This is a genomic window from Rhizobium sp. BK538, assembly GCF_014197575.1.
Lineage (GTDB): Bacteria > Pseudomonadota > Alphaproteobacteria > Rhizobiales > Rhizobiaceae > Rhizobium.
On sequence record NZ_JACIFT010000001.1, the window covers coordinates 170,344 to 194,540 of the forward strand.

Annotated in this window: 19 protein-coding genes and 2 pseudogenes; 11 read left to right on the forward strand and 10 right to left on the reverse strand. The window is 58.3% G+C overall.

The features are described from left to right. The first annotated feature begins 246 nt into the window (after positions 1-246). Entirely contained in the window at positions 247-393 is a 147-nt protein-coding gene (locus FHX09_RS00850) for a DUF1127 domain-containing protein (protein WP_007801566.1), read from the forward strand. A gap of 454 nt (positions 394-847) precedes the next feature. Here the strand turns inward: FHX09_RS00850 and FHX09_RS00855 are convergent, their stop codons facing one another. Further along, a complete protein-coding gene (locus tag FHX09_RS00855; RefSeq protein ID WP_184449038.1) occupies positions 848-2,002 on the reverse strand; it encodes an MFS transporter in 1,155 nt (384 codons plus the stop codon). Positions 2,003-2,248: 246 nt separating this feature from the next. On the opposite strand from FHX09_RS00855, the pseudogene FHX09_RS29540 reads away from it, so the two are divergent. Continuing rightward, positions 2,249-2,568 (forward strand): annotated as a pseudogene (locus tag FHX09_RS29540) (RES domain-containing protein); the annotation flags it as partial. 51 nt (positions 2,569-2,619) lie between these two features. Here the strand turns inward: FHX09_RS29540 and FHX09_RS00860 are convergent. Next, positions 2,620-4,614, reverse strand: a complete 1,995-nt coding sequence (locus tag FHX09_RS00860; protein WP_184449040.1) for a glycosyltransferase — start codon at positions 4,612-4,614, stop codon at positions 2,620-2,622. Next, complete coding sequence (locus FHX09_RS00865) at positions 4,596-5,825, reverse strand: HlyD family efflux transporter periplasmic adaptor subunit (protein ID WP_184449042.1); 1,230 nt, start codon at positions 5,823-5,825, stop codon at positions 4,596-4,598. Before FHX09_RS00865 ends, FHX09_RS00860 begins: the two co-directional genes overlap by 19 nt. 597 nt (positions 5,826-6,422) lie before the next feature. Between FHX09_RS00865 and FHX09_RS00870 the strand changes: the two genes are divergently transcribed. The 3 genes from FHX09_RS00870 to FHX09_RS00880 all read left to right on the forward strand — a co-directional run bounded on the left by FHX09_RS00870 (position 6,423) and on the right by FHX09_RS00880 (position 10,545). Continuing rightward, positions 6,423-7,589 carry an acyltransferase gene (locus FHX09_RS00870; protein ID WP_184449044.1) on the forward strand — a complete coding sequence of 389 codons (1,167 nt, stop codon included), beginning with the start codon at positions 6,423-6,425 and terminating at the stop codon, positions 7,587-7,589. 3 nt (positions 7,590-7,592) lie between these two features. Beyond that, positions 7,593-8,696 carry a glycosyltransferase gene (locus FHX09_RS00875; RefSeq protein ID WP_184449046.1) on the forward strand — a complete coding sequence of 368 codons (1,104 nt, stop codon included), beginning with the start codon at positions 7,593-7,595 and terminating at the stop codon, positions 8,694-8,696. A gap of 64 nt (positions 8,697-8,760) precedes the next feature. Then, positions 8,761-10,545 (forward strand): ABC transporter ATP-binding protein, encoded by a 1,785-nt coding sequence (locus tag FHX09_RS00880; protein WP_184449048.1) that lies wholly within the window; start codon positions 8,761-8,763, stop codon positions 10,543-10,545. A gap of 189 nt (positions 10,546-10,734) precedes the next feature. Here the strand turns inward: FHX09_RS00880 and FHX09_RS00885 are convergent, their stop codons facing one another. Both FHX09_RS00885 and FHX09_RS00890 read right to left on the reverse strand, forming a co-directional pair. Next, positions 10,735-10,947 carry a hypothetical protein gene (locus FHX09_RS00885; protein WP_037084232.1) on the reverse strand — a complete coding sequence of 71 codons (213 nt, stop codon included), beginning with the start codon at positions 10,945-10,947 and terminating at the stop codon, positions 10,735-10,737. A 109-nt stretch (positions 10,948-11,056) separates the two neighbouring features. Continuing rightward, complete coding sequence (locus tag FHX09_RS00890; RefSeq protein WP_184449050.1) at positions 11,057-12,139, reverse strand: glycosyltransferase; 1,083 nt, start codon at positions 12,137-12,139, stop codon at positions 11,057-11,059. 266 nt (positions 12,140-12,405) lie between these two features. Here FHX09_RS00890 and FHX09_RS00895 point away from each other — a divergent pair, with 266 nt between their 5' ends. After that, positions 12,406-13,185, forward strand: a complete 780-nt coding sequence (locus FHX09_RS00895; RefSeq protein ID WP_184449051.1) for a WecB/TagA/CpsF family glycosyltransferase — start codon at positions 12,406-12,408, stop codon at positions 13,183-13,185. A 17-nt stretch (positions 13,186-13,202) separates the two neighbouring features. Continuing rightward, positions 13,203-14,063: a DUF6492 family protein gene (locus tag FHX09_RS00900; RefSeq protein WP_132588051.1), complete on the forward strand. Its 861-nt coding sequence runs from the start codon at positions 13,203-13,205 to the stop codon at positions 14,061-14,063. Positions 14,064-14,069: 6 nt separating this feature from the next. Here FHX09_RS00900 and FHX09_RS00905 read toward each other — a convergent pair whose 3' ends face one another. The 5 genes and pseudogenes from FHX09_RS00905 to FHX09_RS00925 all read right to left on the reverse strand — a co-directional run bounded on the left by FHX09_RS00905 (position 14,070) and on the right by FHX09_RS00925 (position 18,804). Beyond that, positions 14,070-15,002: a glycosyltransferase family 2 protein gene (locus FHX09_RS00905; RefSeq protein ID WP_132588050.1), complete on the reverse strand. Its 933-nt coding sequence runs from the start codon at positions 15,000-15,002 to the stop codon at positions 14,070-14,072. A 123-nt stretch (positions 15,003-15,125) separates the two neighbouring features. Then, positions 15,126-15,419: a hypothetical protein gene (locus tag FHX09_RS00910; protein WP_184449052.1), complete on the reverse strand. Its 294-nt coding sequence runs from the start codon at positions 15,417-15,419 to the stop codon at positions 15,126-15,128. A gap of 22 nt (positions 15,420-15,441) precedes the next feature. After that, positions 15,442-15,833, reverse strand: a pseudogene (locus tag FHX09_RS00915) (type II toxin-antitoxin system VapC family toxin). A gap of 168 nt (positions 15,834-16,001) precedes the next feature. Beyond that, positions 16,002-17,327, reverse strand: coding sequence for an O-antigen ligase (locus FHX09_RS00920; RefSeq protein ID WP_184449053.1), 1,326 nt, complete (start codon positions 17,325-17,327; stop codon positions 16,002-16,004). Continuing rightward, positions 17,320-18,804: a GumC family protein gene (locus FHX09_RS00925; RefSeq protein WP_184449054.1), complete on the reverse strand. Its 1,485-nt coding sequence runs from the start codon at positions 18,802-18,804 to the stop codon at positions 17,320-17,322. The genes FHX09_RS00920 and FHX09_RS00925 overlap by 8 nt, the downstream gene beginning before the upstream one ends. A 202-nt stretch (positions 18,805-19,006) precedes the next feature. Here FHX09_RS00925 and FHX09_RS00930 point away from each other — a divergent pair, with 202 nt between their 5' ends. The 4 genes from FHX09_RS00930 (at position 19,007) to FHX09_RS00945 (ending at position 24,103) form a co-directional block, all read left to right on the forward strand. After that, on the forward strand, positions 19,007-20,089 hold the full coding sequence (locus FHX09_RS00930; protein ID WP_184449055.1) for an endo-1,4-beta-xylanase: 1,083 nt from the start codon (positions 19,007-19,009) through the stop codon (positions 20,087-20,089). Then, positions 20,086-21,504 (forward strand): oligosaccharide flippase family protein, encoded by a 1,419-nt coding sequence (locus tag FHX09_RS00935; RefSeq protein WP_132588045.1) that lies wholly within the window; start codon positions 20,086-20,088, stop codon positions 21,502-21,504. The genes FHX09_RS00930 and FHX09_RS00935 overlap by 4 nt, the downstream gene beginning before the upstream one ends. 147 nt (positions 21,505-21,651) lie before the next feature. Further along, positions 21,652-23,445: an alpha/beta fold hydrolase gene (locus tag FHX09_RS00940; RefSeq protein ID WP_184449056.1), complete on the forward strand. Its 1,794-nt coding sequence runs from the start codon at positions 21,652-21,654 to the stop codon at positions 23,443-23,445. A 298-nt stretch (positions 23,446-23,743) separates the two neighbouring features. Next, complete coding sequence (locus tag FHX09_RS00945) at positions 23,744-24,103, forward strand: SPW repeat protein (protein ID WP_132588043.1); 360 nt, start codon at positions 23,744-23,746, stop codon at positions 24,101-24,103. Positions 24,104-24,197 lie beyond the last annotated feature (94 nt).

The following is a 24,197-nucleotide window of genomic DNA, read 5'->3' on the forward strand; positions in this document are numbered from 1 at the left end:
CTCGGCTGGGTGCTATCTGGGACAAGGCTGGTCCGACCGGACCTAGCGATCGCATCGTGGAGGTCACCCAGCCGCCGCACGTGCGGGACGCGAGGTTACCAGACTGCTATGCGCCTGTTGCATGGGTGGCGTGAGCTCTTGATGCTGTTCTCCGGTCAGCGATGAGCCTATATCGATGCCATCGAAGCAAACGAAGCGCCAAGGACTGGCAGCTGTGCTTCGAAAGCCCAGGAAAGGGGATTTATCATGAATGTAGCACGCTCTTTCAACAATTGGCGCAAGTACCGTCAGACGGTCTCCGAACTCGGCCGCATGAGCTCCAGAGAGCTTTTCGATCTCGGCATCGATCGCGCGGATATCCGCAGCGTTGCCCGGGCAGCGATTGGCCGTTAAGGCGAACATAGCGCCAAAATTTTTCGATTGTTCGAGCGTCCGCCGGTCTTCTGGCGGGCGCTTTTTCTTTGGCATGAGGCCGGTTCGGAATGCCTGTCGAGCCGACCGCTAGACGCATAGCGCATGGCAGTCATGCAGAAACCTGCCTGTCATTTGGGCGGAAAAGGTGTAAAAGTCTATTCATCGAAGCGATGCACCTCCTCCCGCAGCGCTTTGTATGGCAAGCGTCCTTATCCTCCTCCCAAGGTCGCTTGCGGAACAGCAGCACTCCTCCTCCCAGCTGCTGTTCGGTTATTTCAGAAAAAGCCTGCCGCACCTCCTCCCGCGGCAGGCTTTTTCGTTTGTGCTCCGATCGCCATGCCCCGGGATCGCTCACGCTGTGATTGGTCGTTGCTCCGGTTGAAATTTCGAGCAAGCAGCACCGGCTGTCGGCGTTCGGATGAGCGCCACCATTCTATGCGGCAACCATCTTTCGGGAAAAAGGCAGGGATCGGATGCATCCCACGGCAGAAAAGATCACCGGCAGGCACACGAGATAGGAGGTGCGGATGCCGGCGTGCTCTGCCACAAAGCCAAGGAGTGGAGGAGCAAGGAAAAACACGACGAACGACATTTGGCCGAGTGCTGCGACGTTGAGATAAGCGGCTCGATCCGCGCGTTGTGCCGCCGCCGAGACAGCGAGCGGATAGACCGCACTACACCCCCCACCCATGAGTGCGAACCCCGCAAGGGCAGCATATTGGTGCGGAGCGAGCCAAACGGCGCAAAGCCCGGCCGCGGATATGAGAAGCAGAGTAAGGGCTACCGTGCGCGAGCCGAAGCGATCGACAAACGGGTCGGCGAACAACCGTGTTAGAGCCATGAAAAACGTGAAGAGCGTGAGACCCAGCCCTCCGACAAACGGTTCCGCGCTAAAGACGTCGCGCATATAGATCGCCGACCAATCAATCCCTGCACCTTCGACAAGAAACGCTGCGATGCCGATGACGCACAGCGGAAGCAGCCCAAGCGTCGGAAGCGCAATGTGCCCTGCATCAGCGTGTTCGAGCGTTGGACGGGCCGGGGCGTTACGCATGCCCGCGATGACCATCGTTCCAGTCAGGAGTACGAACGTGAATGTCAGAGCGAGATGAAGCTGCACCGAAAGCCCCGCCTGGCGGACGATAGCGGAAACCAGGGCGGTCACGAAAAAACCAAGACTCCAAAATCCATGAGCCCTATTCATGACGCCACGGCCAAGCTGCGCCTCGATGCGATCGATCTCGACGTTAAGATTGATTTCCAGCGCTCCCGCCAGAAGCCCTTCCAAGAGGAGAAGCCCAAAGACGAAAGGTGCTGCACTCATCCACGGCACGAGAGCAAGCAGCCCAGAGGTTCCAAGAACGGTGAGGAATGCCGTCGTGCGCGCGCCAAGGCGTGCCACAACAGCAGATGAAAAGGTCAGTGATATGAGAGCGCCAATCGCAGCTCCAATCAGCGTCAATCCAAGCTCGGATTTGTCGATCTGCAAAGCGTCTTGAAGATCGGGTAGACGCGAGAGCATTGCTCCCATCGATACCGCAAAAAGGAAAAAGCAGACATAGATGCGCTGCTGCGGCTCGATTTTCATACGTGGCTCCTGAGAATAGTAAAGGGTGGGCGAGCCATGTTTATCTGAGCGCGACAAATATCGGCAATGCGCTTCTCGCGAGAGGTCCGCCGCTTGCAGGGCTAAAGGAAGCCCCACCGAAGCGGGGCTAGGGATTGTTATAGGAAGAGTACGTCGACTTAACGCTCACCTATGTCGGATGGTTCCCGAACGCGTCAGCAATCTCAGCCACCTCTTCACGGGCCTTAGACCGCAGAGGGAGATTTTCATAACGGCTTTCGTGCGCTCGACACGGTTTCCCACGTACTCACGGCAGCCGTCATCATCGATAGGCTGAAGTGCATGTCGTCGATCCCGCGACCGTACCCAATCCCAATTGGCTGGGCCCGGGCATTCCAAGCGCCGGCCAGCAGGCTTTCGGTGATGACCTCCTTCAAGGGTATCGTTTCGTGGCAATCCCGAGTGCCGTTTCCAACCGTAGCTGGAACCTTGTGTTCATAGGGAGCAAAGCGGCAGGCTTCTATTCACTCGCGTTTCAGGAAACCTTCGCTCTCGCCACCAGGCTCCATCCGCCGCCGGCAGCGTGATGCCGGCGCACCCAATGGCCGAAGGGTGGAGTTCCGCATAATGAAATTCAGCTATAAACCGCGTGTTCGCCCGAACGTACGCAAAAAAAGATTGACCGACACAGCGACCTTATCGATGTCGGGCACATCCTGTGAATAACGACCGGTATAGAGTTTTACGATCAGTTCGTCACGCGCTTGCCCGTCCAGCTCGAAATGGAGATGCAGGTAATAGGACTGCTTGTCGCCGGTACGGCTTATGCTTCTGCGCCGCTGAGTGACCTGCGTTAGTTCGGCGTCAAAGGGCTCAAAGCCATCAAGAGACAGTGTCACTGTTTTTGACTGCAAACGGGTTCCTGCCGGTACGGTGACGACAGCCTTGTCCAACGCAAGACTGACGACGCGACCGGAAATGCCGTCCACATTTGCAGGCTCGTCAAGTTTAAAGGCGTGGAATAGTCGTCGAGGCTTTTCGAAGCAGATCAGGGATGCAATGGCGAGCACGAGAATGTTGATCCCCGACCAGCAAGCAGCGACCGGCGAGAACTGCCCCGTGACGTACGAGGTCTCCGGCACGACGTTGATGAGCAAGCCAAGTGCCGTGATCGCGATCAAACTGGCGATCCAGGCCAAACTGTATCCGTCGAATCCACCAACTTCGTTGCCGCTACCCTTCGGGGTGACCCTGAACGGCTTGCCGAACGGACGCACCACGCTCGAAATAACAGTTGGCAGCATACGAAACGTGGCGAAGGCACCGACCGCGCTTGAGATCAGCGGCAAATATCGCGTCGGTGTTATCCAGAGCATCAAGAGAAAATAGGCGGCCAGCAGCGGCACCTGGTGGGACACATAGTCAGTCGCACTGGTGAAGTAGAGCGGCAGCACGCCGAACCATAGATAGACTATCGGAACGACCAATATGGTGAATCGGACCAAATATTGTACCAGCCACGAAATGGGCAGGAACATGACCCGCTGAAAGAGCGACAAACCTGGTCCGCGCAAGGGCCCGTTGTGCAGATAGAGCGTCTGAATGCCGCCCCGGCACCACCGCTCACGCTGCACGAAATAGCCGGTCAGGTTCTCCGCCGCCAACCCCATCGACAACCGCTCGTTCAAGTAGCGTGTCTTGTAACCCCTGTTGAGCATGGCAAGCGTGGTCAACAGGTCTTCAGTGATGGACTCGGTGGGAAAGCCGCCGATCACGTCGATTGCCTTGCGTCGCGCGATCGAACACGATCCGCAACAGAAGCTTACGTCCCAGACATCTCTGCTTGGCGCGATTTCGTCGAAGAACAGTCGCTGCTCATCCGGCCAGATGTTTTCCAGGCCGAGGTTTGACTGGACTGGATCGGTATTGAAGAAATGCTGCGGTGTTTGGACGATCCCAATGCTTTCATCGGAAAAGAAAGGTAGCGTCCGGCGCAGGAAATGCCGGTAGGGCACGAAGTCCGCATCAAAGATTGCAATAAAGTCGCCCGAGCTCACCTTCAGACCGTTGTTCATATTGCCCGCTTTGGCATGGGTGTTGTCGGGTCTCGTGACGTGGATTGCTCCCCTTGCTTCGCAATAGGCCTTGAGCCAGTCCCGACGCTGATCATCGAGGACAAAAACCTTTACCTTGTGGGCCGGATAGTCGAGCGATAGTGCTCCGATAATGGTCCTTTCCAGCACATCGAGGGGTTCGTTGTAGGTGGGGATAAATATATCGACCGTTGGGAGCTCATCTTCGTCCCGGTCGAAGAAAGCCTGCGCGAGCCTGTCGACTTCGGCGCTGCGATCGACGCTTCGGCTCATCAATATCAGAAACAGCACGACCTCAAAAACGGCCAGAATTTCGACGACGAACAGGAACCAGACCCAGTAAAAACCTGGATCATCATTCGGAAAGGGAAGGACGGTTTCGACCAATCGCCACACCATGTAGCGCAGTGCGACCGCGGCCACGAAAGCACACGTAATTGTCCGAGCCCAGGTGTGGGAACGCGACCAATTGAAAGGTCCAAGAAAAAAGAAGGCAAGGACGAGAAAGGTCGGCGCCAGCGCTACGAGATGCTGAACCACAGGCTTTCGATCCATTTTTTGAAACCGACATTGTGCTTAGACAGGCGCACCTGCACCGAGCGTCCAACCTGACAGAAATTCGCAAAATCGGTATTGAGGGTGGAGGCAGCAAGACTAAGCCGGATACGAGCGCTACGCGCCGTCGTCACAGGCTGATTGGCCGCAAAGGCGTCTTTCTCGATAATCGCAGAACTGCCTCTGACTGACAGGACCACGGCCTTGAAGACGTCGCCGCGCCCGAAAAGTCGCACCTCGGCAGCCCGACCAGCATAAATTTCGTCATAGTCGACCTCGGGTACGAGAATATCCACGAATAACTCGCGGCAATCGAGGACGCGCATTAGCTCATTATTCAAAAGGACGTTCGAGCCATTCACGATGTTGCTACTCCATACGACCCCATCGAATGGAGCAAAGACGGTTGCCGACGCCAGGCTGTCAACCCGGTTGCTTTCTTCGGCGATCTGCTTTTCGACTTCGATTGCGCGTGTTTCGTTTTCCGCTACGCGCGTATTGAGATCATTAATCCGAACGAGCACTTCGTCCTCACGCTGCCGGGAATAAGGGACATCGTTTTGTCCGTCGCCGATAAATATGCCCTGCCGGACGGCATCGAGCTTCTGTTCCAGCTGCTCAACAGTCAGGTTGCTGATTTCGACTTCCCCACCTGTGGCTGCTCCGGCCGCCCGGGCCGATTCGACGAGCTTTTTCGTCAAAATACCCTTCGATTCGAGCGTCAGTCGTCGGTCGAGATCGACTTGCGCAACAAGATCCTGTGCTTGGGAAACCGCAACCCGCTTGCGTAAGATTTCAACTTCGCGTTCAAGATTGGCGACCGCGGTCCTCTTATAGACTTCTAATCGTGTAGACAGTTGCTGGCGAAGTGCAATCAGCTCGTCGCGCTCCCGTCTGAGCGCCGCAGCGCGGTCAAGAGCCGCATTGTGCTCGGCCCGGAGCGAGGCGAGAGTTGCTCGATTCACTCGGGCGTTAACAATCCTGAGAAGGGGCTGTCCTTCAACCACTGGGACGCCCACTCTCGCTGGCGCTTCCGCAATCGCACCGTCGATTGGCGCATTTACTGTGGCAAAACGCGCGTTGACCGTCCCATCAAGACTGGTGACCCCCGTTAGGCCAGGTAAAAAAACAATCGCGGCAAGCACCAACAGAACGAGACCGACTGTGATTCGGACTACACGATGGTTCCATAACATTTTGATATCCGACCTCGGCAGCGACGAAGGGACCAACCAATTTTGCCTCAACAGTACCGCTCCTAAGTTAGGACGAGTGAAGTTTCCGACAAGGGATGGTAGTAAACTTGGTCTCTGCTACCGGCTTCACGATGGTATAAACAGTTCAGGAAGCTCATGTTTTTGGTCTGGCGGTATTCCACAACCGCGGTTGTCCTGAAACGGAGTCTGATGTTGTGCATGGGAGTGATAGTCAGTCGCCAGCCTGCTTTCTGGTGCGATATCGGGAACTCGCCTGCCATTGTCAGGCACACTCTCATTGCATTTTAGATCACGTCTTGCACCGCCTGCATGAGAGGGAGCCCATGACCAGAAGAATGTCGTCCTGCCCGCCATAGAGCGCTCAAAAATGTTTGCCCGCTCTTGGCGCGGCATCGGACTAAAGTCTGATCGCGCGCCAAGGTCACAGTTTGGCCCGATTCCACCAGAATTTTTCGTGCCTGCGTCGATACTTCAGGCGTCCCGTCCGGGACGGAACAATCAGCAGCAGAACCGGCTGCAAGGATGCCATCGGGAAATGCTCTGCAAGGAGTGTGTCCCAGTAGGCTGAGGGGATCCATGTCTCTTGCACGCGACCGGCAACTGGACGGACTAAGGGCTGTCGCCGTCTCAATGGTCCTCTACCACCATTTTTTCGCGGTCGATGGATCGGTTCTGGGTCATCTCGGCGTACGGTTGTTCTTTGTCCTTAGCGGCTTCCTGATCACGCGGCTCCTGTTAGATGCGCGTTTTTCCGTCGGCTATCAGTCCGGCGCTGCGCTGAAAGCATTCTACCTCCGCCGCGCGCTACGCATATTTCCGCCTTACTTCGCGATGTTGGGCTTCATCTGGTTTGTCAACCTTGAAGGGGCTCGGGGCAGCATCAAGTGGCATGCGCTGTATCTATCGAACGTCTGGTATGCCCTTCGCAACGAGTGGACGCCCTGGGTCTTGTGTCACACCTGGAGCTTGAGCATCGAGGAACAGTTCTATATCGCCTGGCCGTTGGTCATCCTGCTGGCTCCGCGCCGGTTGATTGCACCGATTTGCGTCGCTGTCATAGCTTTCTCGCTGACTTACCGCTTCTATTGGCCATTTACAGGTACACCGTCTCTTGCGCGTGACCTTCTTCCTCCGGCGTCGGTGGATGCGCTCGTGGCCGGCGCCCTTCTGGCCGTCCATCGAAGAAGAACTGAGTGTTGGCCGGCATGGATCGGGCTGAGCATTGTCCCTTTGACGGCCGCCGCCACGATCGTCCTGTGGTTGAAGTCAGTCCCCATGGCACCCGTCGTGGAATGGTTGACGTGGATCGGTGCGGAGGTTTTCCCCGTCATACCACTCGTCGTGCTGGTCGGATGCTGTTCCTCTGGCGTGCGCGGAGCATTTGGCCGCTTCTTGGAGCGCCCGTCGATGACTGCCGTCGGACGTATGAGTTACGGCGTTTACCTTTTTCATCCCGTTGTGCTGTCGCTGGTCGTCAAGGCTCAGCCCTGGATCCCGGCCAACGTCTCAGAGCAGGGCCTCGGCCGCTTTGTGATTGCAACCACAGCTACATTGATGCTGGCTTCAATTTCCTGGCTGGCATTCGAGAAACCGCTCAACCAGCTCAAACGCTACTTCCCTTATGTCAGCTCCGCAAGGACCCGCGTGTCACCGTCGATGCGGCGAAGCCAGGCCGACGAGCGGGAGCGTGATGCTTCAGCCTACCGCCCAAGCTATGCCAACCGCGATGAACGTGGGAGCTGAAGGATGTCTATTCCGCTGATCTCCGTCGTGCTGCCGGTCTATAACGGCGAACCCCACGTTGCCGCCGCACTCGAAAGCATTCTACGCCAGGATTACAGGCGCTTTGAAATCATCGCGCTTGACGACGGGTCGACCGATGGCTCGCTGGAGATCCTCCAACGGTATCGAAATGCCGATGATCGCATCCGTATCGTCTCGCGGGAAAATCGTGGACTGATTGCGACTTTGAACGAGGGCATCGCCTTGGCGAAAGGCGATCTTATCGCCAGAATGGACGCGGACGATATTTCCTACCCATCCCGTTTCTCCCGCCAGGTCGGCCTCTTCGCCCAGCAGCCTCAACTCGCAATCAGTGGCACCGGCATCGACCAGCTTCTTGGCAATCGGGTGGTCCGCGGTCGGCCAAATCCGATCTATCAGACTGGCGATTGGCACATATTGTCGATGTTCTTCACCATCTTCCTGCACTCGACGGTGATGTATAACCGCAACGTCATTCCCGAAGACATGCTGGTGTATGACGCAGGCTATGTGCATGCCGAGGATTTCGATCTCTTCGGACGCATTGCGCGACAATTTCCAGCCGCAATGATCGATGAGAGCCTGGTCGCCTATCGTATCCACAGCGACAGCGTTTCAAGCAGGCACAAGCGGCAAATGCGCCAAACCCACCTGAAGATCGTCGCCGAGAACCTCCAACGGCAGTCTCTTTGCGACGATTCCGGCGCCCTTTATGACATTGGGGTGGCAGTGACCCCTGAGACGGTGCGCCGTGCTGCCACTTGCATTCTCACGATCGAAAGAAAAATCGCCGAGCAAGCAGGCCGGGCATCCTTGAGCTATGCGCACGGAACCTTGTGTTTTTTCTATTTCCTGTATCAACTCATCATTGACGAGCAACGACCGGAGCTCACACATGCATTTCTCACGCTAACGGGAAAGTGGCAGCTCATCCGGCGTCGGGAGCGATACGGCCTTCGTTCCGCCACTTATGCACCGTGGCTGTGCCGTTTTTCAGACGGCGCGACCCGGCGCATGGATCTCATGGCGCGGTACTATCAGTCGGTGCCAGCCAGAACCGTAGAGCCGCTTCAGGGGCTCGCATGATGGCTGGAGAATATCGCGAATTCGCGCGCGTACGCGCCCATCACTCGGTGAGGTCACAGCCACCATGCTAGAATTCGTGACGTTGAGTTTTCGGTTATTGCGTCAGGCGCTCGGCCGGCAGATCGGCCTGCTTGCGGTTGTCGTCGTTTTGGGACTAAGCACGGCTGTCCTCGAAGGCACCGGCATTGGTCTCATTATCCCGATGCTCGGCATCATCGCGGGCGAGAGGGAGCCGTCGGGAATGGCCGGGCTCTCAGCGGTCTTCCAACAAGTGGGCGCCGGGTTGGACGACAGGGCAAGGTTGATTGCGATTGCCGCCGCGATCCTCGGATTGATCACCTTAAAGAATGTGCTGGCGTTCGCAAACGCCGTGCTCACCAATATGATCTACGGCAGAGCCGGCCATGCCATGCGAAGTTCTCTTGCCAGCCAGCTTCTAACGATCGGATTCCCATTCTTCCTTCAGGAAAGCCCTGGGCGGCTGCTCAATATCATCTCCAACGAATCCTGGCGGGCTTCAGATGCAATACAGACCACCCTTGCGACGATCGTAAACGCATCGGCCGTCGTCATTCTGCTCGCTTTTCTCTTGCTTCTTTCATGGCAGATGACACTTGGCGTTGCTCTCGGGCTCGTGCTGATCCAGGCTCTTCACGCGCTGCTCTCCGCCAGCCTCAAAGGCCCGAGCCGCAACGTCACGTCGTTCAACAGCGAACTCGCTGCCAAGATGCTCCATCTGGTGCACGCCGGGCGCCTCATCCGCGCCTTCGGGCAAGAACAGCGCGAGCAGGCAATCTTCGATTCCTCTTCAGATGCAGTTAGAAAGGCGGGCTTCGTTCTGCAGTCCCGCCAGGCAGTATTGCCACCACTGACAGAGGTGTTGCATTCAGCTCTCTTTTTGACTGTTGTCATCAGCGCCTGGCTTTGGGGCGTAAGTTTTCCGATTGTCGTGGCTTTCGTAGTCTTGCTTTATCGGCTGCAACCCCATGTGCGTGCACTTCAAATGGCTTGGAGCGCGGTGCAAGGCTGGAGCGGTTCTTTGGAAGAGGTCAGATGGCTCCTGGATTCCTCTGACAAGCCAAAGGCGCCGGAGGGCGATGGTCCAGTACAGGGACTTCGCCAGCACATCAAGTTCGAGGGCGTGACTTTCAAGTATCCGGGCTCTGGCTCGCGACCCGTCGTGCTGCGCGCCGCGACCTTCGACATTCACAAAGGCCGTTCGACGGCAATAATTGGGCGATCGGGAGCCGGAAAAACGACAATCGTCAATCTTCTGTGTCGATTTGTTGAGCCCGATGAGGGGAACATTCTGGTCGACGACATCCCACTTAATCATGTCGATCCTGTTCAGTGGCGAAGACAAATTGCGCTCGCCAGCCAGGACCTTGAGCTGATTGATGGTACTATTTTGGAAAACATTACCTATGGCCACAGTGCTTCGCTTGCCGAGGCCATGAACGCAGCCAAACTTGCCGAGGCGCACGAGTTCATCGACAAGCTACCTGATGGATACGAGACCGTCGTTGGCTACAGGGGAGCCACCGTTTCGGCAGGTCAACGACAGCGCATTGCGCTTGCAAGGGCGCTGGTGCGCGATCCGGAAATCCTCATTTTGGACGAGGCCACGAATGCCATGGACGGACTGTCGGAGGCAGCGATTGTCGAAACCTTGAAATCAAGAGCCGGTCGCCGCACGACAATCGTTATCAGCCATCACCGCAGCACCATCTCGTTTTGCGACGAAGTCGTCATACTTCATGGTGGCCGCGTCAAGAACCAGACATCTTTTGCCGAGATCGCGACATTGAGCATGGACCAGCTCTATGAGCTTGATAGGCTTTCTTCTTAAGCCCCCAGAAGCCTAGCCGATTGCGGGCCGGCAATCCGTCTCGGAACTGACCTGTAAGCTGCGCGCAGCAGGCAAGAATGTCAGCTTCGCCGCCGCGGCGACGTTACGAGCTGCGCGAATACCTTACTGTGCCGGCCGGGCTCGATTGTCCAGGCCACCATGAAGTCGCCTTCTGCCTCCCCACTTGGGTTACGGGGAGTTGATCGACGGTAGGAAGAACTCGACCTCTCTGCGGCGGCGTGCTTCCAAACCCTCTACACGATCATGCCAGAACTGCTCTGCGGCAGGCGGATCCGCCTCCCATACCCGAACAGTCTGCTGGTTGTCGTCGATCTTGACGCGTCTCTTCCCGCCGAGCCGGAGATACTCCTCCGCAATCCGGCGGCCCTCCGTCATTTCCATCTCGAACCACGTCCTTTCATCTGGCCTCGCGACACATCTGCCGCTTTCTCAAACAACGATCATCGCGACCCATTGTTCCCGGTCCCGGCGGCAATAGCGTCGCAGAGCCTTAGGAACGCGTGGCCGCCAGCTCGTCATCAAGTGCCGCGATGACGGTCCTCCACAAGGTGTCGACCTCCGCGTTTGCGTCGATCGATGCGACATCACTTTGGCTCGCTTCCAACACGGCCTCGGCCATGGTGTTTGCGTCGGCATGGGTGTCGACCAGGCGTAACGTACCGCCGTCGACCAGCTTGCGAAAGAGGCTATGGTGGGAGAGGGCGTCGCGCCGCTGCGGCCCGTTGACGACGACGGGCTTTCCAGAAAAGCTTGCCGCCAGCACGCTTGCTCGACGCGCTGTCAATCCCTCCGAGAAGAGATAGCAGAAGACGTCGACCTGCTTGAAAATACCGAAGAGTTCCTCGGCTCCGGCAACGTAGCCTGTCACGACGACCCGACCCGAGATGCCAAGCTTGTCTGAGAGCGCATAAAAGTCGCGCTCCACATTGTCGGTGCCGCGGATGAATGATCCGATGAACACGACGCCGACATCGTGACCCAGTGCCAATAGGCGCGCGGCAATCTCCAGAACGGCCGTCGATTGCTTCTTGGGATAGATTGAGCCGAATTGTCCAAGGATGATGCGCCCGGCCTTGCGCTGTTGTGCAAGTGTCCGGGCGACAGAGCCGTCATGCAGCGCAGTCGGCAAAACAAGATTCGGCGGGATGGGAATGACCCCGCGCTGGCCGGTTGACAGAGCTGACAGTGGACTTCTGGAAAATTCGGCAGCGACTTCAGGCGCTGAAAACAAGATCCGGGTTGCGAGCATCACCACCGGGGCCAATACCAGGCGGCGCTTCCAATCGAGTGCGCCCCATTCGTGAAGGACCACGACGAGCTGCTTGCGATGCAGCCGGGTGGTGAGCGCTGCGACAACGGGTTGCGCCAGCTTCCTCTTCCAGGCCACAACGGGAAAGTTGAGGATGGCGGCCTCCACATCAGCAAGTGCTGACGTCAGTCGGCGAATATCGCCGTCCAACACATGCTGATGAGCCCGCTCACCGAGGCGCACTGCGCTCTGCCGCGCAAATTCCTCGACACCGCAGGTTTGGGCGGCGTCGGAGACGAGTGCGAGATAGCGACGTTTCGGCATATCGAACCTTCTGAACGGGCGGGCGGCCACACCGCGTTGATACCGCCTTTTCGTAAAGGTCGGCTTACAATTTCAGGTTCAATGTTTGGTGTGTCTTCAGCAGGAGCGCCTGCGACCATCACGTGTGCAGCGGGGATTAACTATAGCGTGAGGTTTTACAGCGACCGTCCGTCGAAACAGCTATTGATCGGGCTTGAACCGATGCCTGTTTCGAAGGTGCGTGAATGGCAAGGCCTAGTAGTGCGTCAGCGCGTCTGAGTTATTCGATGAATGAATGGCCGACGAGCCGGCTTGGAAGCCTGCCGATCGTGCGGGCCGGCATGGAGGACTCTGCGGACGCCTTCATTCGGTTGGCGCTCGAGCGTAGGGGCGCCGGTGGGCGTCCTTTCTACTCCACCTCGGCGAACGGTCAGGTGATCGCGCTCTGCGAGCACGATGCCAACTTTCGCTCGATGACACGTCAGGCGGACCAGATCCATGCCGACGGCATGTCAGTCGTGCTCTTTTCCAGGCTTTCTTCCAGCAAACCCTTGCCGGAGCGCGTTGCCACTACCGATCTCGTGCATGCCGTCGCCGAGCGCGCGGTGCAGGTCGGCGTCAGCTTCTATTTCCTTGGCGCCAGCGAAGAGGTGAATGCCCGAGCGGTCGAGAATATGGCCAAGGCCTACCCTGGGCTTCGTTTTGCCGGGCGGCGTAACGGCTACTTCGACCGTGCCGAGGAAGATGCGGTCGTCGAGGCAATCAATGCGGCCGCTCCGGATATCCTCTGGATCGGATTCGGCGTGCCGCTGGAGCAGCAATTCGTCGTTCGTAACATCAACAGGCTGCACAATGTCGGTTTGATCAAGACCTCTGGCGGCCTGTTCGACTTCCTGGCCGGAAACAAGAGCCGCGCACCCCAATGGATGCAGCGAATGGGCCTTGAGTGGCTGTATCGCATGATCCTCGAACCGCGTCGACTGGCAAAGCGCTATCTGACAACCAATCCGGTTGCGATCTATGCGATGCTCCGGCATTCGCTGCGGGCTCTTTCTGCAGGTCGTTGATCGGGAACGACGATCCCATGGGCTCTTCAATTTCGCTCATCACACCGAGCTATCGTGGCGACCTGGAGAGCTGCCGTCTTCTCTGCGACTCGATCGATCGATACGTTAGCGGCTACGATATGCACTACATCGTGATCGGCGATGAGGACGCCGAAGCCTTCGCCTCCTTCGAAGGAGAAAGGCGCCACGTCATCGTTTCGTCCACTCTACTTCCATCACTCTGGTCACTGCCAAAGTGGCGTGGACGGCGCTACTGGTGGGGACCATACCTTCGCCTGCCCATCTATGGTTGGCACCTGCAGCAGATGCGCAAGATCGCCATGACGCTGGCGCAACCGAGCGAGCGGGTGATGTGCATCGATTCCGACAATTGCTTCTGCCGTCCGCTCGACCTGAGTGTGATCGCATCAACACCGAAGCTCGCGCACTATGTTGCGCCGGGAGATATCAATCCGTCCCGGCCAAGCCACGTTCGCTGGTGGCAAAATGCCCATCGGCTCCTTGGCCTGAACGCGCCGGCGCTGCCGGGCGATGATTTCATCAGCCAGATGGTGCTGTGGGAGCGGCGGACGGTAGCGACCGTCGTCAAGCGCATCGAAGGGGCAAGCGGCCTTGCCTGGTGGCACGCGCTTGCCCGCATGAGGCATTTTTCAGAATACCTGATTTATGGCGTCGCGGTGACCAATGACTCTGAACTTGCCGAGCGGCACGAACGTGTCTCGCAAAGCCCGTGCCTGACCTACTGGGAGGGGCCGGCTCTCGATGCGGCCGGGTTGGAGGCATTCATGAATGGGTTGAAGCCCGGTCAGACGACGATTGCCATTCAGTCGCATACGCGCACGCCAATCGAGGTGATCCGCGAGGTTGCTCTTGGCTAACGCAACCTAGTTGTTGGCCCGATAAGGGGTCGGCAGGAACCCGAGGCTCGCCAATGTACGGCCGAGCGACACCAGCAGCGGATGGCTTGCCGGCAGCAGCCGCCGGGTTCGCAGGAACAACGCTATCGATCGCAGGCAGCCGGCGCCCAGACTGAGAGCGTTCTTTGCGAGAACACGTGTCGCCGATGTGCTGTGGATCCGATCGATGACATAGTTGATGCTCCCGGTACGTAGCGAGCGCGTCATCAGGAAGCGGGCTGATACGCGCTCCTCCGGTACGAATTCGCGGATTACTGCCTCTGCGCACCACCAGGTCTTGAAGCCGGCCTTGCGGCATCTGGTGAAGAATTCCATGTCGCCGCCGCCGAGAAAATTGAAGCGGACATCGAAGAGCGGCGATGCAAGACCGGCAAATACCCGCCGGCGGATCAGGCAGTTGCCGGAGCCGTGGATCTGATCGATTGCCCGTGTCGAGCCCTCTATCGAGCCGAAGAGTAGATGCTGGGTGACAGCGTCGGACACCGGTACTTCGAACTCTCGGACCACAGGTCCTCCGACGATGTCGGCGCCCTCGCGTTTGGCCGTACCGACGATCGCGGCAAGCCAGCCGGGCAGGGCCATTTCGTCGTCATCAATCATGAGGAGAAATTCGGCCTCCGGAAACGCCGCCATTGCCTCGGCGAATGCACGGTTGATGGCGTAGCAATTGCCCTGTCGCTCTTCCGTCAGAACCAGGAATGGCCGATCTGCCTTGGCGAGAAATTCGCGGGCATAGCATGCGCCGGTCGGGTTGGCTGCGTCGTTATCGACAACGACGATAGCAAAGGGGAAATCGGTGACCTGATCGGCCAAGGATGTCAGCGTGCGTGCAAGCCATGCTGGCCGACGGAATGTCGGGATGCAGACGACGACCTCAATAGATCCTTTGCTTTCTTGCATCGTCCAAACCTCAATCGGCACAGAAGGTTGTTGCCGTTACCGTTAAGGGCAACTTCGCCGACGATCGGCAGTGAAGCTGTAAACGGCTGGCGAGCATTCTACAATTGACGGCTGAGCATGAGGTTAACGTGCCTTTCCAAGGACCGTTGCGCCGATCATGCGCGTGGGACCGATGCTCGCCTTCAGTGCCAGGGGGGGCTCGGTTTCGGGACTCTGTTGCAGGTGAACGGTTGTCGCTTGTTGCGGCAGATATGCCTCGCCGCCTTGGGCGATCATTTGTTCTTCGCAGAGAGACTTGTACCAATGCGAATAGAGCACAAAGCGTTCTCTTGAAAGCTGCACATCCTCTAGCAGATTGCGATAGATGGCGCTGAATGCCTTATGCTCGCATCCACCCCAGAAGAATGCGTCATCCAATCGGAGCCCGAGACTGAACTGCTCACGCCGGTGTCTCCCACGGATTGATCACAGATGCGTCGGTGTCTTCGAAATCCTTGACGTTGCGTGTGATCAGGATCAGGTCGTGGACGATCGCGGTCGCGGCGATCAACCCGTCGACGTCACCACGCGGCCGGATCGTGGCGATGCGGCCCCATTCGACGGCGATCTGGCCGGTCACCGGCAGGATGCGGTCGCCATGGTCGTGGCGCAGCTTGCGCAGCCATTCGGTGAGATGAGCGGCGGCGTTGGGATCCGACTTCTGTTTCAGCGCAATGCCGCGCATGATTTCGCCGAGGGTCAGCGCACTCAGATGGATGCTGAGCGGGTCGACCGAGCGCAGCCAGGACAGCGCTTGCGGGGTGCCTGCGAGACAATGTTGGTGTCAACCAAATCAAGGAAGGTTCGCTGAAATCCTTAGCGGAAAATCGCCCTTCATCTGTCGACTAAACCTAACGCGCGTGTGACATTTTTCGAAATGACAAAGTAAAACCCACACACGGCAAACAGCACCTGTCATCCAAATTCCGGCTCCGCGTTCAACGGACGCGCTCTAAGGTGTCATTTGCCCCTTACCGGAACCGACCCCAGGGAGGCCGGCGCGTGAACTACGAGGCCCGCATTGGCTTGCAATCTCAGGCCAAAGACGGCGATCAGCATCGTGAACCAGATCGGTCCACTGTTGCCGAAGAACGGGCTTTCGAGGCAGGCGAGAAACAGCGAAAAGAGCCAGATCCGCAGAAACAGGCGCGTCAACGCGATGTCGTTGTGGCCGGCGAGTGCTCGGCGGGCATAGCCGATGGGCAGGATCACCAGCCAGATGACGACCATTGCCAGCGCCGGGATGCCACCATTGATCAACTGCTCGACATAGCCGTTATGGGAATTGGCGGCGGTCACTGCCCATGTGGTCATGGCCTGGCCGCTGTTGAACAAGGCATCGGTCTGCCAGAACGACTGGAAGCCATAGCCGATGATCGGTCGCTCGGCGATCGCCGAGAGTGCAAGGCGCCAGATGGAGCCGCGGTCGGTGAAGGTCGGATCGATCCCGGCTGAGGCAAGCAGGCTGCTGAAACTCGGGGAGATTGCCGCGGTCAGCAATATCGCGTTCAAACCCGCGAGGCCGCCGACCAGCATCAGTATTCCGAGCCTGATCCAGCGCTCAAAAATCCAGGCCAGCAGCAGGATTGCCGGAAGCATCGCAGCCGAGGTCTTCCCACCTGCATGAAGAACAAAGAAGCCGGCGGACAACGCAATCATGAGACCGAGCCGGGCGTGTCCCGCTGTTGCGATGTAAAAACCGAAGAAAACGGCATAGACCATTGCGGCGGCGGCAACGTTCTTGTGACCAAAATGCCCGCGCCAGTCGCCCGCAAGTGACTGCTCCAGCGCATCTGTCGCTTGATGGATGGCAAGGTGCGGCATCGCAATGACGCCAAAATAGGAGAGGCCGACCGTGAAAGTCAGGCCGATGCACATGAGCTTTGCAAACTGCTCACCATCTCTGGGAATGAGCAGCACCGCATTCGCGCACAGGCAGACGAGAATCGCAAAAACGATGCGCCGAAAGGCGGCGCTCGGATCACCGGCAAAGAGGCCGGTCAAGAGCAGCCAAACGAGCAGGCAGATCAGCAGGCCATAAGGGCGGAGCAGCAAGTGACGCGCCGGGTTCTGCAGCACCGTCACAAGCACCACGGCCGACATGGCGATGACGATCAACTGATTGAGGACGTTTGAGGAACCGCCATAGGGTGTGGAAAGGCTGGCGGCGTTCGGATCTGGAAACGCATTCAATCCGACCCAGAAGTAACTGAAGATAGCCAGGAAGAGAAAGGCTGCCAAGGTAGCGCTTTTCTCTCCTTTGGCAGTCTTGGCGATGTCAGCCATCCGCTTTGCCCTGTGCTGCGCTCAGCCGACGATAGTCGCGCCAAAGCCCGGACAGGACTGCGATCGCAAGGCCGAGCCCGAGGCCGACAACGGCGCCGGCACCGGCGAGCATATAGCCACGTGGGGGGAAGCTGCGGGCCGTCGGGACGACTGCCTGCGAAACGATCCGCACATTGGTGGTGTCGATCTGCTGGCGTTCGGCGGCTTCTCCCGCCCTTGCCATGAAGGCTTCGTACACCGTGGCCTTGGCGCGTGCCTCGCGTTCCAGTTCGCGAAGGTGGATCTGCGCGGTGGTATCCTGGAAGACCGAGGATTTCATCTGGTTGGCCTCAGAGTTCAAGGCATCAAGCGCCGACCTTGCTTGATCGAACTCGGCTTTGGCCGCTTGCACAATGCGTGCCGTCTCGGCGTCGATCTGGCCTTCCAGTGCTTTGAGTTGGGGCTGCAGCGACAGGATCATTGGATGCCGTGGTCCGAGGACGGCGGATTGAGACGTTACGCGTTGTCGCAGCGTAGAATATTGCGTGCGCAGCATGGTCATCGTTTCCGATTGCAGCGCGGAAGCATTCAGGCGGTTCTTCGGATTGGTCGAAACGAGCTCGTTATAACGTGACTGCGCCTGTATGACGCGCGCCTTGGCGTCGATCAGCTGCGTGTTCGTCTGGTTTGACATGAGCGTGCTGACGAGTTCCCCCGAACTCGACTGCAGCCCCTGTTCGCGCTTGAACGCCTCAACGGCGGCCTCGGCCTTGGCAACCTCTGCCTTCAGATCTCCGAGACGCGCAAACAGCGAGCTCGCGGCCCGCCCGGCTCCTTCCGATTCCGCCTTGGCGAGTTCTTCCTGGAAGCCGGTCGCGATGGCATTGGCGATGGTGACGGATTTGGTCGGGCTCTGCGTCCACACGGCGACGTTGACGATGAACGAGCGCTCGTCTCGGCGGGCGGTGACGCGCTTTGCTAGTGTGCGAAGCGCGTCGCCGGCGGGATCCTTCGAGGTCGGCGAAACGAACTCGGCATCGGCGGTGAGCTTCAGGTCGTCGATCACGCGGCTTAGCACGTTACCCGACGTCAGGACCCGCAATTTGCTCTCGACATCGAGCAGCTGCGTATCTCTCTGCATGCTTTCGGAGAAGATGTCGTCAGCGACCACCCGCAGGTTTGACGGATCGACGAGGAGGTCGATTCCGGCGGTAAAGCGCGGCTTGACCACAAACACCACGCCATAGCCGGCGACCATGCCGAGGATGGTAAGGGCAACGATCCAGACAAGGCCCGAGCGTAACCAATCGATGATGCGCGTCAGGTCGAACTGGAAGAGCTCCTCGAAGACGGAAGAGCTGTTTTTCGGAAGAGGGGGTCCGGCAATGTTGAGTACCGGCCGCGGCTGCGTGGCAACATCATCCTGCTGCTCCCGGCTCCTCGTCCAGCCACGCGTACTGATGACCGGAGTCTGATGTCGGGAGGCAGCTTCATACATGGCGGCGGGTTCTGATTGACACGGCGCGAAAGCGCAGACTTATGGTTAAGAGACCTGATTTTCCTTAAGTATCCATTAATAGCGATTTCAATTGTCGCGTGCGCGCGAAGCAAGTCTCGACTAAATAGGAGAGAATGAAGGTCTTGTCCGCGTGCGCGGTCGAATTCTGGTTCATTTATACGCAATCTAGGGATATCCATTTATGCGCAGGCGGGACTTCGTTCTCGGCGCATTGGGTGCCGGACTGGCATCCTCCGGCGCACTCGACCCCTTTGTCGGAAGCAACCCAACTGCCAAGGCAGCCTATGAAAAAAGGGGCATTCCTTACGGCGCGGCGGTGCGCACCGATCTCCTTGACACAGAATTCGACTACAAGGCGGCAATCGTCGACCATTGCCAGCTTGTCGTTGGCGAGGGTGGATTGAAATGGTTCGACTTGCGTCCGAGTCGGGACCAGTTCGTCTTCGATCAGCCTGACCGGCTGATCGACTTCGCCGATCAGAACGGTATGCAGATGCGTGGTCACACACTTGCCTGGTACGGCGCCATGCCGGAATGGACACAGACCATCGCGAGCACGGCGGAAGCTGAGCGCGAACTCGTCCGTCATATCACCACCGTCGTCGGGCGCTACCGGGGGCGGATTCCAAGCTGGGATGTCGTCAACGAGGCAATCGCCGAACGTCCAAAGAGCGGTGCGACGATCCGTGACTCGATCTGGCAGAAGCTGCTCGGCAAGCGCTACATCGAGCTTGCCCTGCGCACTGCCGCTGACGTCGACCCCTCCGCGCAGCTCGTCATCAATGACTACAATATTGAGAATCCGACACGCCAATGCCGCGACCGGCGCCAGGCTTTGCTCGACCTCCTGCGCGATCTGAAGGATCGCGACGTGCCGCTCCATGCTGTTGGCATTCAGGGACATCTTCCGGGCGACATCGAAATCGACAAGGAGGGGCTGTCGAAATTCGTCGAGGAAGTGAAGGGAATGCAGCTCGAGGTGCTGGTGACCGAACTCGACGTGATCGACAACAAGCTGCCCGCCCGGGAATATGACCGGGACCAGATCGTCGCGGCGCGAGCGCGTGATTTCCTCAAAGCGATCTCTGACGTGGCGCGGCCGGGTGCAATTCTGACCTGGGGCATCACTGATCGTTATACCTGGGTGCCAATGTGGTTCAAGCGCGACGACGGCAAGCCCAACCGTCCGCTGCCGCTCGATGCCGGGTGCCGACCAAAGGCGCTGATGAAGGTGATCGACGAATTCACGCGTGCTGCCGAATGATGTTTCGCCAGATCTCGACATACATGATTGCCAACGCCGTATCGGCCCTGTTCGGGTTCGTCTCGGTCGTGCTCTTCACCCGCATACTGAGCCCGCACGAATACGGCATCTATGTCGTCGGCACCGGTGTCGCCGGCGTCATATCGACCCTACTGTTCGGATGGATAAAATTCTCGGTGCTGCGTTTCGATTCCGAAGGTGGATCGAAGGATGTCCGCACCACCGCGCTGTGCGCCTATGCGGGACTGATGCTGCTCAGCCCGCTCGTTATTTTCGCGACGTGGCTGATCGCCGCAGACTCCTCGACCTATGTCGTGCCTGCCGTGTTCGTTGCCTTCATGGTCGGGCTGTTCGAGTTCGTGCAGGAGGTATTCCGCTCACGTCAGCAGACCGGCACCTACATGTGGTCGGTCATCCTGCGTGCTGTGCTGACGCTCATCTTTTCGGCCGGCCTCGTGATGGGGTTCGGCATGGGCGGGCAGGGCCTGCTCGTGAGCGTCGCCTGCTCCTATCTCGTGACCTTGTTGATCTATGCGCCTGATGTGTGGCGCCGGCCGCGCCATCCGTTCGATACCGGATTGCTGAAGGAAATGCTGCGCTTTGGTCTGCCGATGACGGCCTCGTCCTTCATCTTCGTGCTGCACACGGTTCTCGACCGCATGATTATCGTAACCTATATCGGGGAGACCTCTGCGGGTGTCTATGGTGCGGCTGCAGATCTCGTCCGGCAGATTATCCTGTTTCCGGGTGTTGCGATCGGATCCGCAACAATTCCAGTGGCGATCCGTCTGCTGACGCAGGATGGCCAGAAGGCCACCAACCGGCATCTGATGGAAGCGGCTGAGGTGCTCTTGAGCGTTCTCATGCCGATGGTCGTCGGTCTGGCATTGGTAGCGCCAGGCTTTGCAAGCCTGATCCTTGGCGCCGAGTTTCGCGACGCCGCTGCAACCCTGATCCCGATCCTGGTCTTTGCCTGGCTGTTTCGCTCCATTTCCTATCAGTTCGTGCATGTGAGCTTTCAGCTGGCGAAGAAACCGAGCCTGATGGGCGCGCAGGGTATGATCATTCTGGTGATCAACATCATCGGCATGTTTGTGCTCGTGCCACGGTTCCAGCTGGTCGGAGCGGCCTGGGCGTTGCTGATTGCCGAAATTGGTGGTGTGATCGCGGGCTACTTCCTGTCTTACCGTGCCCATCGCTTGCCGCTCGAACTTCGCCCGATCGTCAAGGTCAGCCTTGCAACCGCCATAATGGCGGTTCCGACCTTCATCGTGGGTCGGCATCCGACCGGTAATGCTGTCTTCGACCTGACTATGCCGATCGTTACGGGTGTCATCACCTACGCAGCGGCTGCTTTTGCGCTCAATCTGGCCGGCGTTCGCCTGGCGCTAACCCGGCGGCTGCGGCCAGCCTGATCGGGAGACACGTTCTTGTGATCAAGCACCGACCAAGAGCCAAGACAACACCACTATGGCTTCTGCCAATTCTTAACGCCTCAAGTATATCGGTAAGGAATACGTTCGACGGGCACTTAATCAGAACGTTTGCAAGGGAAGTTGACGGTGAAACAGACTGCTATGAGCTCGGAAGACGGGAAGGAGCATTCCGCCTCGCAACCAACAGCCTTCGGGTTGCATATTGGTTTGTTCGCACCAGCCGATAGTGACGTACCGAAGAGCGATGTTGCGGTGCTTCTCCTCAACCCCTGGGGGATCGAGGAAATGTGCACGCGCCGTTTCTATCGCATCCTGGCCGAACGGTTCGCCAAAATCGGCGTTGCAAGCCTACGCTTCGATTATCCAGGAACAGTGAACTCACTCGACGACACCTCGGCCGAACGTGGTTTGTCGGCATGGTCCGAGGTGATCGGGAAGGCCGCTAGCGAGCTTAAGATGCTTTCGGGCGCCCGGAACGTGATTTTTGTCGGCCAGGGTATTGGGGCAAGTCTTGCCCTCATGCGTGCTCATTGCGAGCCCTCGCTTGCAGCGATCGCTCTTCTTGCGCCGGTGCTGAAAGGGCGTGTCTATCTGCGGGAGCTTTCGTTGTTTTCGAGGCTCATCGACGATGGTCTCGGCATAAAGCCGGAGCTGCGTGATAGCGCACCTGGATCAATCGCTGGATTGCGCATGCCACGCGCTGTAGCAGAGGATGTCAAGGCAATCGACCTCAACGGTCTCCAAATCGCCAACCAGCCACCTGTTTTCATCGCCGAGCGCCCGGGCTTAGAAGGCGACACGACGTTTCGCGACAGGCTGGAGGCCGCTGGCTGCCAGCTGCGCGTGATACCATTTGCGGGATATGATGCGCTCGTGTCCAACCCCCTGAACCAGGACATTCCCGACGCACTCATCGATGAGCTGATCGACTGGCTGCAGGCGCTACCGCAACATCGGGGCCGCAGCGCGTTGCCGGCGAAGAAACCCGGGGCGACTGCATCGGTCCGGGTGGATGCGATCCGAGAAACCTCCGTTCGTTTCGGTCCGGCCGATCGCCTGTATGGTATCTTGTGCGAGCCGACTGATAATTCCTCCGGCGTGACCGCGGTCATCCTGACGACTGCCTACGATCATACCGCCGGTTGGGCTCGCTCCTCTGTCGAGCTTGCACGCGCGCTCGCCAAGGTTGGCGTGGCGTCCTTGCGCTTCGATAGCGCTGGCGTCGGGGATAGCCCTCCGGTGGTGGCGCGTCGCAAGCAGGTCCTCTATGACGAGGCCCAAATTGCTGATGTCGGAATCGCTCGAGACTATATTGATGGTCTCGGCAGGAGCCAGCGCACTATTCTTATCGGACGCTGCAGTGGCGCGTATGTTGCCTTCAGAAGCACAGTTGACGATCCGCGCTGGGACGCCTGCTTGATCGTCAACCCGGTAGCTTTCCGCTGGCGTTTCAAAGGCTTGCCAAAGACCCTGAAAGCCTATCTCAGGAATGCCCTGGATCTTGAAACTGTTCGCCGCCTGTGGGCCGGCGACGTGGACCTTGGGGCGGTGACAAAGAATATCTCCATGCGTCTCGTCGACCGGATGGCTGGCAGCCTGTCTCCCGTCTTTGCGCCCGCCAAGCCGCTCACTCAGCTCACAAGGCAGGTGCATCGCGATTTTCATGCGCTGGCCAGCCGTGGCACGCCGCTTTCGATCATCTATACGGAAGGTGACGAAGGGCAAGAGATGTTCCGGGTCAACTTTGGCGACGCGGGCGAGAAATTGTCCGCCTATCCGAACGTGCAACTGCATCTGCTTTCTGCCGCAGACCACAATTTGACGCCGCTGCCGGCACGCGAAAAGTTGATTGAGCTGGCAAAGCGGCAGGCTCTTTCGCTTGGCGACGCCCGCGACGCTAAGCGCGCAGCAAACGGCTGATCGGTTTGCATTCCAGCTCGGCCGTGTTCTGATATGTCAGGCTGCTCAATATGCACCGTTACGCTGTTTTTTTGCCAGCGGACAAACGCCCTGTGATTGTGATTTGGTGAAAAATTGCCACCAGTGCGGAATGGAGGTGCTGCCAACTTGATACAATACTTTGCGTGGCAGTGATTGCAGGCGCGGGGCCTTAAGTATTATTGGATCGCGTCTTGATTTAAGTCTTACAGCTCACCAATTCATATACTTAAGCGTGAAGTTCACGCGACGCCTAGTAGCTTCATGTTGGGAGGTCATCATGGCACTCACTCTGATGGAAGGAAGGAAAAGGCAGGATTGGGCTAACCTGGTTCTGGCGGTTTGCTTGTTCGTCTCGCCGTGGATCATGGGGTTCGCGGCTGAAGCAATGCCGAGCTGGAACGCCTGGATTGTTGCCGTTATGCTTGGTGCGCTGGCCACAGCAGCACTGTCGGTATTCTCCGAATGGGAGGAATGGGCAAATCTCGTGCTCGGCCTCTGGCTGATCGCGTCGCCCTGGCTGCTCGGTTTTGCGGCCACTGCTAGTGCGATGTGGACGGTTGTCGTACTCGGTGTGCTTGTTGCTGCCGTGTCGCTGTGGGCGGTCTGGGACGTTCATCATCCGCACGCCCATGCTTAGACCAGACGTAATCCGGTCGCCGCGGCGGTGGGTTTTTTGACCTGACCGTACTCACCGCCCAAATGATGGTTCAGCCTTGATGCGCGATCAGCAT

Excerpts from the sequence above, each read along its gene's own strand:
- FHX09_RS00850 (WP_007801566.1), top strand. The coding sequence starts at position 247 with ATGAATGTAGCACGCTCTTTCAACAATTGGCGCAAGTACCGTCAGACG.
- FHX09_RS00855 (WP_184449038.1), bottom strand. The coding sequence starts at position 2,002 with ATGAAAATCGAGCCGCAGCAGCGCATCTATGTCTGCTTTTTCCTTTTT.
- FHX09_RS00865 (WP_184449042.1), bottom strand. The coding sequence starts at position 5,825 with ATGTTATGGAACCATCGTGTAGTCCGAATCACAGTCGGTCTCGTTCTG.
- FHX09_RS00870 (WP_184449044.1), top strand. The coding sequence starts at position 6,423 with ATGTCTCTTGCACGCGACCGGCAACTGGACGGACTAAGGGCTGTCGCC.
- FHX09_RS00875 (WP_184449046.1), top strand. The coding sequence starts at position 7,593 with ATGTCTATTCCGCTGATCTCCGTCGTGCTGCCGGTCTATAACGGCGAA.
- FHX09_RS00880 (WP_184449048.1), top strand. The coding sequence starts at position 8,761 with ATGCTAGAATTCGTGACGTTGAGTTTTCGGTTATTGCGTCAGGCGCTC.
- FHX09_RS00885 (WP_037084232.1), bottom strand. The coding sequence starts at position 10,947 with ATGGAAATGACGGAGGGCCGCCGGATTGCGGAGGAGTATCTCCGGCTC.
- FHX09_RS00890 (WP_184449050.1), bottom strand. The coding sequence starts at position 12,139 with ATGCCGAAACGTCGCTATCTCGCACTCGTCTCCGACGCCGCCCAAACC.
- FHX09_RS00895 (WP_184449051.1), top strand. The coding sequence starts at position 12,406 with ATGAATGAATGGCCGACGAGCCGGCTTGGAAGCCTGCCGATCGTGCGG.
- FHX09_RS00900 (WP_132588051.1), top strand. The coding sequence starts at position 13,203 with ATGGGCTCTTCAATTTCGCTCATCACACCGAGCTATCGTGGCGACCTG.
- FHX09_RS00905 (WP_132588050.1), bottom strand. The coding sequence starts at position 15,002 with ATGCAAGAAAGCAAAGGATCTATTGAGGTCGTCGTCTGCATCCCGACA.
- FHX09_RS00920 (WP_184449053.1), bottom strand. The coding sequence starts at position 17,327 with ATGGCTGACATCGCCAAGACTGCCAAAGGAGAGAAAAGCGCTACCTTG.
- FHX09_RS00925 (WP_184449054.1), bottom strand. The coding sequence starts at position 18,804 with ATGTATGAAGCTGCCTCCCGACATCAGACTCCGGTCATCAGTACGCGT.
- FHX09_RS00930 (WP_184449055.1), top strand. The coding sequence starts at position 19,007 with ATGCGCAGGCGGGACTTCGTTCTCGGCGCATTGGGTGCCGGACTGGCA.
- FHX09_RS00935 (WP_132588045.1), top strand. The coding sequence starts at position 20,086 with ATGATGTTTCGCCAGATCTCGACATACATGATTGCCAACGCCGTATCG.
- FHX09_RS00945 (WP_132588043.1), top strand. The coding sequence starts at position 23,744 with ATGGCACTCACTCTGATGGAAGGAAGGAAAAGGCAGGATTGGGCTAAC.